General features: G+C 66.7%; 11 protein-coding genes. 5 read left to right on the top strand and 6 right to left on the bottom strand.

The features are described 5' to 3' along the window. Positions 1 to 85: 85 nt before the first annotated feature. The 5 genes from ACFV4R_RS08350 (at position 86) to ACFV4R_RS08330 (ending at position 6,982) form a co-directional block, all read left to right on the top strand. Positions 86 to 1,684, top strand: coding sequence for an APC family permease (locus ACFV4R_RS08350; RefSeq protein WP_377202085.1), 1,599 nt, complete (start codon positions 86 to 88; stop codon positions 1,682 to 1,684). A 464-nt stretch (positions 1,685 to 2,148) separates the two neighbouring features. Then, complete coding sequence (locus ACFV4R_RS08345) at positions 2,149 to 3,453, top strand: SRPBCC family protein (RefSeq protein WP_377201900.1); 1,305 nt, start codon at positions 2,149 to 2,151, stop codon at positions 3,451 to 3,453. Then, the gene (locus ACFV4R_RS08340; protein ID WP_377201899.1) at positions 3,450 to 4,856 is read left to right on the top strand and encodes a ferredoxin reductase; all 1,407 of its coding nucleotides are present in this window, start codon (positions 3,450 to 3,452) and stop codon (positions 4,854 to 4,856) included. The genes ACFV4R_RS08345 and ACFV4R_RS08340 overlap by 4 nt, the downstream gene beginning before the upstream one ends. 134 nt (positions 4,857 to 4,990) lie before the next feature. Beyond that, entirely contained in the window at positions 4,991 to 6,202 is a 1,212-nt protein-coding gene (gene fdhA, locus ACFV4R_RS08335) for a formaldehyde dehydrogenase, glutathione-independent (protein ID WP_377201898.1), read from the top strand. 156 nt (positions 6,203 to 6,358) lie between these two features. Continuing rightward, the gene (locus ACFV4R_RS08330; protein ID WP_377201897.1) at positions 6,359 to 6,982 is read left to right on the top strand and encodes a DUF1349 domain-containing protein; all 624 of its coding nucleotides are present in this window, start codon (positions 6,359 to 6,361) and stop codon (positions 6,980 to 6,982) included. A 41-nt stretch (positions 6,983 to 7,023) separates the two neighbouring features. Here ACFV4R_RS08330 and ACFV4R_RS08325 read toward each other — a convergent pair whose 3' ends face one another. From ACFV4R_RS08325 to ACFV4R_RS08300, 6 genes are read right to left on the bottom strand one after another with little or no spacing between them, the layout of a single operon-like run. Next, positions 7,024 to 7,155, bottom strand: a complete 132-nt coding sequence (locus tag ACFV4R_RS08325; protein ID WP_377201896.1) for a hypothetical protein — start codon at positions 7,153 to 7,155, stop codon at positions 7,024 to 7,026. Beyond that, positions 7,155 to 8,528 (bottom strand): NtaA/DmoA family FMN-dependent monooxygenase, encoded by a 1,374-nt coding sequence (locus ACFV4R_RS08320; protein ID WP_377201895.1) that lies wholly within the window; start codon positions 8,526 to 8,528, stop codon positions 7,155 to 7,157. The genes ACFV4R_RS08325 and ACFV4R_RS08320 overlap by 1 nt, the downstream gene beginning before the upstream one ends. A 9-nt stretch (positions 8,529 to 8,537) precedes the next feature. Further along, positions 8,538 to 9,608, bottom strand: a complete 1,071-nt coding sequence (locus ACFV4R_RS08315) for an LLM class flavin-dependent oxidoreductase (RefSeq protein ID WP_377201894.1) — start codon at positions 9,606 to 9,608, stop codon at positions 8,538 to 8,540. Continuing rightward, positions 9,605 to 10,432: a DUF1684 domain-containing protein gene (locus tag ACFV4R_RS08310; protein WP_377201893.1), complete on the bottom strand. Its 828-nt coding sequence runs from the start codon at positions 10,430 to 10,432 to the stop codon at positions 9,605 to 9,607. The genes ACFV4R_RS08315 and ACFV4R_RS08310 overlap by 4 nt, the downstream gene beginning before the upstream one ends. Further along, positions 10,422 to 11,555 carry an LLM class flavin-dependent oxidoreductase gene (locus tag ACFV4R_RS08305; protein ID WP_377201892.1) on the bottom strand — a complete coding sequence of 378 codons (1,134 nt, stop codon included), beginning with the start codon at positions 11,553 to 11,555 and terminating at the stop codon, positions 10,422 to 10,424. The genes ACFV4R_RS08310 and ACFV4R_RS08305 overlap by 11 nt, the downstream gene beginning before the upstream one ends. Next, on the bottom strand, positions 11,552 to 12,610 hold the full coding sequence (locus ACFV4R_RS08300) for an ABC transporter substrate-binding protein (RefSeq protein WP_377201891.1): 1,059 nt from the start codon (positions 12,608 to 12,610) through the stop codon (positions 11,552 to 11,554). The genes ACFV4R_RS08305 and ACFV4R_RS08300 overlap by 4 nt, the downstream gene beginning before the upstream one ends. Positions 12,611 to 12,612 lie beyond the last annotated feature (2 nt).

Below are 12,612 nucleotides of genomic sequence, written 5' to 3'. Positions count from 1 at the left end.
CGCGCCCCAGGGCGGCCGATCCCATCGTGCTTTTCTGATTTAGGAGTCCACAGTGGAACCCAGCAAGAGTATTGATTCAAGCGGCATGGACGAATTTGGCTACACCCAGACCCTGGACCGCAGCATCGGCAAGTTCGCCAGCTTCGCTGCAGGCGTCAGCTACATTTCCATCCTCACCGGCGTTTTCCAGCTGTTCTATTTCGGTTTCTCCATGGCCGGCCCCGCGTACGCGTGGTCCTGGCCCATCGTGTTCGTGGGCCAGCTGATGGTGGCCCTGTGCTTCGCCGAGCTCGCCGGCCGCTACCCGGTGGCCGGTTCGGTCTACAACTGGGCCAAGCGGCTGGCATCCGGCACGTCGTCCTGGCTGGCCGGCTGGCTGCTGCTGCTGTCGTCCATCATGGCGCTGGGCTCTGTGGCGCTGGCACTGCAGATCACGCTGCCTCAGCTCTGGTCCGGCTTCCAGTTCGTTGGCGACGGTACGGGCCCGTTCGATTTCGCCATGAACGGCGTGGTGCTGGCCACCATCATGATCACCATCTCCACCCTGATCAACGCCTTCGGCGTGAAGCTGATGACGCGGATCAACAGCATCGGCGTCTTCGTGGAGCTGGTGGCCGCGGTGCTGCTGATCCTCGCCCTCGGCTGGCATGTGGTGCGCGGGCCGGAGGTCTTCTTCGATACCGCGGGCTTCGGCGAGGGGCACGACCTCGGTTTCTTCGGCGTCTTCCTGATCGGTGCCATGGCCTCCGGCTACGTCATGTACGGCTTCGATACCGCCAGCTCGCTGGGCGAGGAGACCAAGGACCCCAAGAAGACGGCGCCCAAGGCCATCCTCCGCGCCGTCACGGCGTCGTTCCTGCTGGGCGGGCTCATCCTGCTGTTCGGCATCCTTGCCGCTCCGGACCTCACAGATCCCAAGGTGGGATCGGCGGACGGCGGGTTGCAGCACATCGTGCTCAGTGTCCTGGGCGGCCCGTTCGGCAAGGCGTTCCTGGCCTGCATCGTGGTGGCCGTGGTGGTCTGCACCCTGGCCGTCCACGCGGCTGCGATCCGGATGATGTTCGCCATGGCCCGTGACAATAACCTGCCGTTCAGCCGCCAGCTCAGCAAGGTGGATCCCGTCCGCAGGACCCCAACGGTCGCTGCCATTGTCATCGGTATCCTGGCGGTCCTCCCGCTGCTGATCAACGTGATGCAGCCGGCCATCTTTACCATCCTGTCCAGCATCAGCATCGTGCTGATCTATCTGTCCTACCTGCTGGTGACGGTTCCCCTGCTGCGCAAGCGGTTCCTCAAAAAGTGGCCGCTGGCCGATGCCGACGGCGCTGAGCCCGGGTTCTGCATGGGCAAGTGGGGGCTGCCAGTGAACATCCTCGCGGTCCTGTGGGGCGGCGCCATGACGGTGAACCTGATCTGGCCGCGGCCGGAGATCTACAACTCGGTGCCGCCCTTCGAGTGGTACCTGCAGTGGGGTGGCGTTCTCTTCGTGGCTGCCGTGACCGGCGGCGGGGCCCTGCTGTACCGGCTGAAGATCAGGCACCAGACGGGCGTGCTGGCCGAGCACGCGGCTGCAGTGGCAGCCCACCCGTCCGCGGGCCCGGCTGCTGACGCTGTTCCGGCTGAATCTCTTCCGGCTGGTGCTGTTCCCGCTGAGGAGGGGGCAGTCCCGGTCAAGGTGCCCTAGGCGGCAGAACCGCTGACTGCGCAGCGCACAGGGAAGGGCCGACGACGGCACGCGCCAGGCCGTCGTCGGCCCTTCCGTGCAGCCCGCGTGCAGTAGGGATTTCGATGCTTTTTGACGGGGCCGCACCGGCGCCGGGCGGGCCAATCAGCCGCCGTGCCGCAGCGCCCTGCCGTACTCCGATGTCAAGACATTTCTGTGGCTGCGGCCGCGGGTTTGTAACTACTTGACAGTCAGCGTGGCATACGTCACGCTGTTGCACATCATGATTGTTGTTGCGTAAGACGCATGCGGAAGGACCCAAACATGGAGAAGCTTGCCAAAAGCTCGATCCGTACGCCGGGTCTTCTTCCGCGTCGATCCTCCCCCACCTCGTAACGACGACATTCCGACACCGCGGGTTGCCTCCACCAACTCCGAAGTCTCCCCACCAACCGCATACTTACCCAGCCTCCCGGGAGGAAAAAATGACTGCTCCAGTGAACGTGCCCCTCAACTCACGCGGAAAACTTGCTTCATCTCTGCCTGCAGAGCAGCAGGCAGAGATCGCTGCACTGTTCGAGTTCCGGCGCACGGGCTACTCCCTCGACGCCCCGTTCTACACTGACCCGACGATCTTCAAGATCGACATGGAGGCCATCTTCGGCCAGCACTGGATCTTTGCCGGCAGCGTTGCCGAGCTGCCCGAGCCAGGCGACTACATCACCGTCGATTACGGCCCCTATTCCCTGATCGTGCTCCGCAACGACGACGGCGGCGTCAACGTCCTGCACAACGTCTGCCGCCACCGCGGCGCCCGCGTCCTGACCGAAAATGCCGGTTCCACCGGCAACCTCGTCTGCGGCTACCACTCCTGGACCTACTCCCCCGAGGGCAACCTGATCCACGCCTCCGCTCCCGGTGAAGCCAAGTTCGACAAGAACTGCTTCGCCCTCAAGAAGGCCCACAGCCGCGAGGTTGCCGGCCTCATCTTCGTCTGCATCGCTGACGAACCGCCCACAGACTTCGACGAGACCTCGAAGATCTTCGAGCCGTACCTCGCACCGCACGACCTGTCCAAGACGAAGATTGCCTACCAGCAGAACATCATCGAAGAGGGCAACTGGAAGCTCGTCATGGAGAACAACCGTGAGTGCTACCACTGTGACGGGCACCCGGAACTCGCCTGCTCCCTCTTCCCCACCTGGGGCCTGACGGAAGGCCTGATCCCCACCCACCTCGAGGAGGTCTGGGAACGCAACAAGGAAGCACAGTCCTCGCTCGAGGAGCGGTGCCGCCGCTACGGCCTCCCCTACGAGGTGGTGGAGGAACTGGACACCCGCATCGCAGGCATCCGGATCTCCAGGGAATCCCTTGACGGAGAAGGCGAATCCTTCTCCGCCGATGGGCGCAGGCTCTCCAAGAAGCTGCTCGGCGACCTGCGGGACTTCCGCCTGGGCCGCTGCTCAATGCACCTGCAGCCGAACAGCTGGTTCCACTTTCAGAGCGACCACGTCATCACCTTCGGCGTCTTCCCCATCAACGAACACCAGACCCTGGTCCGCACCACCTGGCTGGTGGCCGACGACGCCGTGGAAGGTGTCGACTACGACCGTGAGAAGCTGACCTACACCTGGGAGCAGACCAACATCCAGGACAAGGCGTTCGTGGAACTCTGCCAGCAGGGTGCAGCCAGCCCCGCCTACGAGCCCGGCCCGTACATGAAGAGCGAATACCAGGTGGAGGCCTTCATCAACTGGTACGTGCAGCGGGTGCAGGAGCACTTGGCATGATTGAGCTCCTCTCTGAAACGGCGGCTGTCCAGGAGCCGCAGCGCATCCGCGGCCTGGAGATGCCGTGGAACAGGGTGATGGGCAGCACCGAGGGGCCTGCAGGCGCCGCGCGCGCCCTGGGGCCCTGGCACCCGCAGGAGTTCATGGCTGAATGCGTTGAGACCGTTCCCGAAGCGGGCGGCATGATGACGTTCGTATTCCGGCGCTGCGACGGGGCTCCCCTGGCGTTCCGTGCGGGCCAGTACGTGAACATTGCCTTCCCGGTGAACGGCGAAGACCAGGAGCCGGTGGACCGCAGCTACTCCCTGTCCAGCTCGCCCACGGAACCCTGGACCTTTAGCGTCACCGTGAAGCGCGACGCCGGCGGACTGGTTTCCCCGTGGGTGCATGACAACGTGCGGCCGGGTACCGTCCTGGACATGCTGGGACCAGTGGGGGCATTCCACCTGCCCGATGCTGACCGGCGCGCACGGTACCTTTTCCTGGCGGCCGGCGCCGGCATCACGCCCATCATGTCGATGCTGCGGACCATCCATTGCCTGCCCGGAACAGCCGACGTGGTGGTCCTCTACCACGGCGCCGAAGCCGGAGGCTTTGCCTTCCACCGGGAGCTTGCCTACATCGCGTCCGTGGACTCCCGGGTCAAGGTCTTCTACGCCTTGGGCGACCGCGGCAGGCCCGAGGAATGGGAAGGCTTCAAGGGACGGTTGTCCTCCGCGATGATCGACGAAGTGGCCCCCGACGCCAACGGCCGGCAGGTGTACGCCTGCGGCCCCGAGGGTTACCTGAACACCGCAACTGAGCTGCTGAAGAAGGTGGGCGTCGACGACACCTCCATCTACATGGAGTTCTTCTCCGGCGACCGGCAGACCCTCCTGGAATACCAGGCGGAGCTCGCCCTGGCGGCGGACATCGCCGAAGAAATCGCCGAGGAAATCGCGGAGTCCGCGGAGGACTATTACGAAAGCCAGCCCGCCGCCTTCGGGATCTACGAACCCGGCTATGACGAGGATGGAACGCTGCAGGCCACCGGCATGCCACTGGAAGCGGTGGACGCGGATGCTCCGGCCAGCACGGAAGCCGCCGCCGCGCCGGAGGCCGCCACCCCGGACGCGTCCAGCTTCGACACCGTGGGAACCGGGAGCCTGACCCTGTCCTTCCTGCGCACCGGAATCAACGTGCGGATCGACCCCGAGGAGCACATCCTCGAGGTGGCGCAACGTGCCGGTGTCCGGATCGGCGCGAACTGCAAAGAGGGCATGTGCGGCTCCTGCAAGGTGGTCAAGCTGTCCGGGGACATCGACATGAACCACCAGGGCGGGATCCGCAAACGGGAAATCGACGCGGGCAAGTTCCTGCCCTGCTGTTCCACCGCGCGCACCGACATGGTGATCGACGCCTAGCCGTCCCCTAAACGGTGGGCGCTGCCCGCCCCAAAGATTCACCGCAAGTGAAAAGTAAAACCACACGGAAGGTCTGATGCACCCAGCGTCGGGCCTTCCGTGGCAATCAAATGCCAACCATAGGAGCCATGCCCATGTCAGGTAACAAAGCCGTTGCGTACAAGGAGCCCGGGGTCGTCGAAATCATCGACACCCCGTACCCCACCTTCGAACTGCAGGCCGGCCCCGGCGTCAATCCCATCAACGTTGGCCGGAAGGTCCCGCACGGGGTCATCCTGCGCACCGTCAGCACCAACATCTGCGGTTCGGACCAGCACATGGTCCGCGGCCGCACCACCGCCCCGGCCGGCCTTGTCCTGGGCCACGAAATCACCGGCGAAGTCATTGAGGCCGGGCCGGACGTCGAATTCATCAAGGTGGGGGACATCGTCTCGGTCCCCTTCAACATCTCCTGTGGCCGCTGCCGGAACTGCAAGGAACGCAAGACCGGGATCTGCCTGAACGTTAACCCGGACCGTCCCGGTTCCGCCTACGGCTACGTGGACATGGGCGGCTGGGTTGGCGGCCAGGCCGAGTACGTCCTGGTGCCCTACGCCGACTGGAATCTCCTGCGCTTCCCGGACCGCGACCAGGCCCTCGACAAGATCATGGACCTGACCATGCTCTCGGACATCCTGCCCACCGGTTTCCATGGAGCCGTCACCGCGGGTGTCGGAGTCGGGTCCACCGTCTACGTTGCCGGAGCAGGGCCCGTGGGCCTTGCCGCGGCCGCCAGCGCCCAGCTGCTGGGTGCAGCGGTGGTCATCGTCGGAGACCTCAACGAGGACCGCCTGGCCCAGGCCCGGTCCTTTGGCTGCGAAACCGTCAACGTTGCCAACGGCGACCCCGCCGACCAGATCGAGCAGATCCTCGGCGTCCGGGAGGTGGATTCAGGAATCGATGCCGTCGGCTTCGAAGCCCGCGGGCACGGCCACGGCGCCCAGGAGGCGCCGGCCACAGTGCTCAACTCGCTGATGGACATCACCACCGCCGGCGGGTCCGTGGGTATTCCCGGCCTCTACGTCACCGGGGATCCGGGCGCCGCGGACGAGGCGGCCCAGAAGGGCAGCCTGTCCCTGTCGCTGGGCACCGGCTGGGCCAAGTCCCTTTCCTTCGCCACGGGCCAGTGCCCGGTGATGAAGTACAACCGGCAGCTGATGATGGCGATCCTGCACGACAGGATCCACATCGCCAAGGCCGTCAACGCCACGGCCATCTCGCTCGAAGACGCCCCCCGCGGCTACGCCGAGTTCGATGCCGGAGCCGCCACGAAGTACGTCCTGAACCCGAACGGCTACCTCAACTAAGCCGAAGGCCAGGGACCGCCCAGGCAGGTTCGACGCGGGCCGCTGCACCACCCAGACCATACGGGTGGCGCAGCGGCCCGCGTCGTTCGTTAACCGGGCAACCCAGTCCCTGCACCGTCCCATTGCGGAGATCCGCCAGGTGTTAGCGTTATCACCATGTCTGAGCCAATGTCAGTCCCAGGTCTGCCGTTTCCAGCCGTTCCGTCCGGGCAGAGCCCATGGACGGTAGAAGGTGACGGGCTGATTACCGTGACGGCAATGCCACACTCCGACCTCTTCATCGACCCGACCGGTGAATCCGGAACGGCAGCGGAAACGCTGCTGAACGCGGTCACCCTGCTGGGTGAGCCGCCGGCCGGTGACTTCGTCTTCACAGCCAGGGTGGCAACAACGTTCGAGAGCACGTTCGACGCCGGCGTCCTGCTCCTGTGGGCGGACGAACGCCACTGGGCAAAGCTGTGCTTCGAACGATCACCGTCAGGGGCTCCGATGGTTGTATCGGTAGTGACCAGGGGCGTAGCGGACGACGCAAACGCTTTCTCCGTCGCAGGCCAGGAGGTCTGGCTCCGCATTGCGCGGGTGGGCCGCGCGTTCGCTTTCCATGCGTCCCCCGATGGAGCGGACTGGGCCTTCGTCCGCGTCTTCGCCCTCGGCGACGGCCTCCCGCCGGTACGGGTGGGATTCGAGGCCCAGAGCCCGACGGGAGAGGGATGCCGCGTCGGCTTCGACCACATATCTTTTGCGTCGCGCACGCTGGCCGACCTTCGCGACGGCAGCTGACGCGTCAAGTACGCGACCCCTCCCGGCCGGCGGGAAAGAAGCTACAGCCACTGTTCCCACACGGTGAGCTGCAGCCTGACGGTGTCCTCCGAAGCAGCCCCCAGGGAAGGGCCTCCAACGGCACTGCCCTCGCCGCCGTCGTCGTCCCTTCCCTGCCAGGCTGCCGTACGCATCAGGCGCGAACCGCCCCGGACGGCTGATCCGCCGTGCGCACCGGCGTTTCCAGCCCGAGGTTCTCGCGCAGCGTGCTGCCGCGGTACTCGGCGGGGTAGACGCCGCGTTCCTGCAGCTCCGGCACCAGGTGGTTGACGATGTCATCCAGGCCGGTGGGAACCAGCCACGGCGAGATGTTGAATCCGTCCACCGCACCCGTCCGGGCGTACTCGGCAAGGTGGTCCGCAACGGCCGTGTAGGAGCCGGTGAAAGTGGCGTCGATCCGCGCCGTTTTGGAGGTCACGAACTGGCGGATGGACAGGCCCTTGTCCTTGGCCTCGGCGCGCCACTGATCCGCGAGCTGGCGGGCCTTGGCGCCGTGGAAGCCGCTGCCGCGGGTCTCGGACGTCTCCTCCACCACAGGGTCGATCTCCGGCAGCGGGCCGTCGGGATCGTAGGCGGAAAGTTCGCGGCCCCAGAACTGCTCCAGGTAGGCGACAGCCTGCTGCGGGCCGATCTGCAGGCTGCGTACCCATTCCTTCTTTTCCGCAGCCTCTTCGGCCGTGGCCGCGAGGATGAATTCGCTGGCAGGCATGATCTGCACCGCGTTGGCACCGCGGCCCGCCGCCACCGATCGCTCCACGAGATCCTTGCGGAACTCCAGGGCGTCATCGAACTTCGGGTGGGCGGAGAAGATCACGTCAGCCTGGCGGGCGGCGAAGTTGCGGCCCTCGGGTGAGTCTCCGGCCTGGAAGAGTACAGGCCGGTACTGGGCGCTGCGCGGCAGCCGCGGCGTGACGTCCACCGTGTAGCGCTGGCCTTCGTGGAGCACGTGGCGGGCGGGGCCTGCGGGGGTTTCCCAGGAGTCCCAGATCCGTTTGGCCGTCTCCACGAATGCCTCGGCGTGCTTGTACCGGTCCGCGTGGTCCAGGTAGCCGCCGCGCCGAAAGTTGGCGCCGGTCCAGGCGTTGTCCGTAGTGACGATGTTCCAGGCCGCCCGTCCGCCGGAGATCAGGTCCAGCGAGGCGAGCCGGTGCGCCAGGTCCGCGGGGTCGTTGTAGGTGGTGTTCTGGGTGGCCACCAGGCCGATGTTGTTGGTCACCGACGCCAGGGCGGCGAGCATGGTCTGCGCGTCAGGGCGGCCCACCACGTCCAGGGCGTGCGGACGGCCAAGGTGCTCGCGCAGGCGCAGTCCCTCGCCGAGGAAGAAGGCGGCGAACAGTCCGCGCTCGGCGGTCTGGGCGATGCGGCGGAAGGATTCGAAGTCGGTCTGCGAACCGGATTCCGCGGCTTTCCAGATGGTGCCGGAGTTGACGCCCTGGAAGAAAATGCCGAACTGGATCTGGCCGGTGGGCTGGAAGACGTCGGATTTAGCAGGGTTGTGCTGTGTCATGGTTTTCCCTTAGTTTCCGGTGCCGGCGGCGGCAGAGGCGTAACGGCTGGCCGGGCGTTCCAGGCGCAGCAGGTCGCGGAAGGTCCCGTCCTGCAGCACGGGGCGCAGTGCTCCACGGCGGCGCAACCCGGGCAGGACCACGCGGCCCAGTTCGTCGAGGTCCAGGGCGAGCGACGCCGGGTGGAGGCGCACGCCGTCGGCGTCCGCCAGCAGGGACTCAAGGAAGTCCGTCAGGGCGGCGGCACTGCCCGCAAAGGCCGCCCTGCCGCCGTCGAACGGGGTTTCCCGCGAGGCCGCAGCCTGCCCCCGCGAGTCCAGGACGACGTCGAGCTCGGCAATCACCGCCACGGACGCGCCCACCCGGGAACGCACGTCAAGGATCTCGGCGGCCAGCAGTTCAGGGGTAGGCGCGGACACCAGTACTGCGTCCACGGCGCCAACCGGCACTTCACCGAGCAGCGATGCCGGAGCCAGCACGGGCAACTGACCCTGCAGCGGCCGCGGAATGATGGACGGGCCCTTCACCGAGTAGCCCGCACCGGCAAACCCGGCCGGCGTCTCAAAATCGGCATAGTGCAGCTTGTCCACGTCGATGTACCGCCCGGTGGCGACGTCGCGGATCACGGCGTCGTCCTCCCACGAATCCCACAGCCGCCGTGAGACCTCAATGGACGCTGCAGCTTCCTGGCCCAGCGCGGTGCCGCTGGCGGAAGAACGCCCGACGGCGGCAGCAGCCTCAGGCGATTCGGCGGCGGTGACGATCCATCCGGCCCGGCCGCCGGAGACGTAGTCGAGGCTGGCCAGCTGGGTGGATACGTGGAACGGCTCGGTGTAGACGGTGTCCACTTCGGGCACCAGGGCAATCGACCTGGTGACCGGGCCGGCGAACGCTGCCCGCTGCAGTGCGTTGGCACGGCCGGGAACCGGCGCGTCCGTGAAGGTGGCTGCGTGGAAGCCGGCGGACTCGGCGGCCAGCACGGCACGGGAGATATCCGCCCCGTCCCAGCCGGCGCCGTCGAGCTCGATGGCCAGGAATCCGGCCTGGCTTACTTCGGCCGAAGGGGTTTCGGTGTTGCTCACTTCTGGTCCTGACGTTCGTAGGGAATCTTCTCGCCGGCTTCAATGGCCACGGGCAGCCGGTTTTCGGCCGGCGGCAGCGGGCAGGTGGCCAGGTCCGTGTAGGCGCACGGCAGGTTGACCGCGCGGTTGAAGTCCAGCACCACGGAGCCGTCCGCTGCGGGCACCACAGAGAGCGAGCGGTTGGCCGCGTAGGTGGTGGCGCCAGAGGTCTGGTCTGTGAACAGCACCGACAGGGAGCCCGGGGCGTGGCCGTTGAACGCGGTCAGCGCCAGTTCCTGGCCCGCGAGCTTGAAGCGGATCTCGCCAGGTGCCTCGTAGACGTGCTGGATGCCTTCGACGGCGGCGCCCACCGTGGTGGGCCGCGGCGCCTCGAACGGAACGAACGTTCCGCGGACGGCGTAGGCGGCGTCCGGCGAGTAGGCGGGCGTGCCCTGGTACTCGCGGAGCAGCCCGTTCTCCGGGTTCCGCGGCCGCACGATGTACTCGCCGCCGCGCTTGGCCACCTCGATGACGGTCTCTCCGGACACGAGGTTGATCCCGCCGCGTTCGGCGATGGGCCCGAATTCCAGGGTTGTGCCGGCTTCGGTGTTCAGTTCCTTGCCGTCCTGCTGCAGGCTCTCACCCGGCTGCAGGACAACACGGACGACGTCGGCGTCCGCGCTCCAGGTTCCCGGGGCGCCTTCCAGCGGGCCGGCGTCGCCGCTGAGCCAGTGGAGGTGGGTCACCGCGAGGAAGCCGTGCGGGTGGGCGCGGTGGCGCTCGTGCGCCGCGTGCCAGTCCTGCCAGTCGGCGTCGAAGGTTTCTTGGGCTGTATCAGTGGACAAGGGCGTTCTCACTCCTGCTGGCGTTGGCGGACGGGTTGGATCGCGTGAATTCGGGGCGGTTGCCGTAGGGGTCCCCGGCCTCCCACAGCGTGGTGGGCGCTGCGGCCCGGACGGCCGGGATCACTTCGAGGGCGAAGCGCTCCAGGATTTCCAGCTGCTGTTCGAAGGGCAGCGTGGTGGGCAGGGAGATGGACTGAAGGTCGTGGCGGTAGAGCTGGTGGTAGCTCAGGATCTTGTCGATCACCTGCTCCGGACTTCCCACCAGCGCGGGCCCGTCGGCCACGGCATGCTGGATGTCCCGGAAGGGCGAGTTATTGCCCGGCACGTTGCGGTTGGCCGTCAGTGCCTCGTAGACGGGTCCGAACTGCCGCACCGCTTCCTGGGTGGTGTCGGCGATGAACACGCCGCCGGCGCCGCAGCCCGAGCCGACGTACTGCTGCCGGGGATCGTGGCCGTGGCGGCTGTATTCTTCGCGGTAGTGGTCGATCAGCACGGCATAGTTCTCCCGCGGCTGGATGGCGTTGGCGGTGAACAGGGGGTCGCCCCACTTGCCGGCCAGGGCAGCCGACGTCAGCGTTGTAGCAGAACCGTGCCAAATACGCGGCGGGCCGTCGAAGGGGCGTGGCGTGGTGGTGGCCGGCTCGGTCAGCGGAGACCGGAACCTGCCGGACCAGGTGACGCCTTCTTCCCGCCACAGCCGGCGCAGCAGCTCGTACTTTTCGGCCAGCAGGTCCCATTGGTCCGCCAGGTCCAGGCCGAAGAGCGGGTACTGCAGTACCTCGTTGCCCTTGCCGATGGTGACCTCCAGGCGGCCACGGCTAAGCTGGTCGATGGTGGCGTAGTCTTCCGCCACCCGCACCGGGTCCAGCACGGACAGCACCGTGACGCCGGTGTGCAGCCGGATCCGGTCCGTCACGGCTGCGATGGCCGCCAGCACCGTGGTGGGAGAGGACGAGATGAACTCACCGGCGTGCCGCTCCCCCACCGAGAAGCTGTCGAAGCCCAGGGCTTCTGCCCGGCGGGCCGTTTCCACAACCTGGTTCAGCCGGTCCGCGGTGGAGACGATCTCCCCGGTGAGCGGGTTCTTCAGGTGCGGAATGATGTCCAGGACCTGGAATTTCATGAGGACTTCTTCGATGCTTCGGCTGAGGCGCTTGGTGTGGCCGCGGCCTGGGTGGCGGCGTAGTTGTCCTCCGTGATGGTCTTGGCTTCCGGCAGCGCTTCCTCTGACAGGCCCCAGCGTTCCAGGACCTTGCCGTAGGAGCCGTCCTTGATGGCGGAATTCAGGGCCTCGGTGATCACCGGCGCCAACCCGTTGCCCTTGAGTGACGTGGCGGCCACCAGCGTTTCGGACGGCCAGCCGGCGTTCACCTTGCCCACCACCTTCAGGTCGTCACGGGTGTTCTCGCGGTACACGGTGGACGGGTAGGGGGCGATGTTGAGGTCAGTGCGGCCCGAGGAGAGCGCAAGGATGGTGTCCGCCTCGGACTGGTAGTACTGCAGGGTGGCCGGCGCCTTGCCCTTGTCCTCGAGCTCCTTGTTCCAGGCGAGCAGGATTTTTTCCTGGTTGGTGCCAGAGCCGACGGAGACGCGCAGCCCGGAGATGTCGTCCGCGCCCTTGATGTCGTACGTGGCGGATTTCTTGGCTTCGAAGCCCATGAACGCGGCGCGGTAGCTGGCGAAGTCGAACAGCTTCACGCGGTCCTTGTTGACGCCCACGTTGGAGAAAACCACCTCGAAGTCGCCGGACTGGGTCTTCAGTGGCCAGTTCTCCCAGGATGTGACCTGGACGTCGAGTTCCAGGCCCAGCTTGTCCGCCACCAGCTGGGCGATGTCCAGCTCGGAGCCGATGGGCGTCTTGTCATCCGTGGCGTGGAAGGACAGGGGGATGGAGCCGGCAGTGGTGGCCACCGTCAGCTTGCCGTCCTTGCCGATCAGCTCGGGAACCTTGGCGGCGAGCGCCGCGTCTTTCTCGCCGCGGATCCGCTGCTGGTCCGGGGAAGTGTTGTAGACCACGCCGTTGCGTGCCGCCGTCGTCTGCGCCGCGCTGGAGGCATCACCGGAAGCCGAAGCGCCGGGGTCTGCGCAGGCGGACAGCGCGGCCGTTCCCAGGAGGACGACGGCGGGGAGTGCTGCCAGTGAGCGGCGCGTACGGAAGCGCGGGGTGGAGAGAGCCATGG

Source organism: Pseudarthrobacter sp. NPDC059871 (assembly GCF_042731175.1).
Classification (GTDB): Bacteria; Actinomycetota; Actinomycetes; order Actinomycetales; family Micrococcaceae; genus Arthrobacter.
Note: the sequence above shows the minus strand (reverse complement) of the source record. Positions and strands in the feature narration are given on the sequence as shown.